The following is a 418-nucleotide window of genomic DNA, read 5'->3' as shown; positions in this document are numbered from 1 at the left end:
ACACGGGCGCCCAGATCAGCAAGCGCGCCACCGAGGTGATCGCCACCGCGCAGGCCACCGCCCAGACCTCCCGCCAGGGACTGCGTGCGGTCTCTGACACCGCCAAGGCCATGGACGCGATCCGCGAGCAGGCCGAGGCGGCGGCCGGCAACATTGTCAGCAGTTCGGAGACGACCAAGCCGATCGGCTACATCATCGAGACGGCCACAGCCAGCTGGCAGCGACGGCTCACCCGTGCCTGGGTGCGTATCACCTGACGGTTGATGCCCCGCTTGATTTCCGCCAGGATCCGGCGGACCTGCCCGGTCGCACCCTTGCCCTGATCGGCCAACAGCTTCATCTCGGGGGCGCCCACCGCGCAGCTGCGCCCGCTCTCGCCGGCCGCGGCCGCCTCGATCGCGGCGTTGAGGGCGAGGAG

The 418-nt window shown here is 70.6% G+C and carries 1 protein-coding gene and 1 pseudogene; one reads left to right on the top strand and one right to left on the bottom strand.

Features of this window, described 5'->3' with window-relative positions; genetic code table 11:
• Nucleotides 1–257 (top strand): annotated as a pseudogene (locus MKK63_RS11810) (hypothetical protein); the annotation flags it as partial.
• Here the strand turns inward: MKK63_RS11810 and MKK63_RS11805 are convergent.
• A partial coding sequence (locus MKK63_RS11805) for a methyl-accepting chemotaxis protein (protein WP_244001867.1) occupies nucleotides 188–418 on the bottom strand: 231 nt, incomplete at its 5' end. The pseudogene MKK63_RS11810 and the gene MKK63_RS11805 sit on opposite strands and share 70 nt — an antisense overlap.

Source organism: Methylobacterium sp. J-088, assembly GCF_022829295.1.
Classification (GTDB): domain Bacteria; phylum Pseudomonadota; class Alphaproteobacteria; order Rhizobiales; family Beijerinckiaceae; genus Methylobacterium.
Note: the sequence above shows the minus strand (reverse complement) of the source record. Positions and strands in the feature narration are given on the sequence as shown.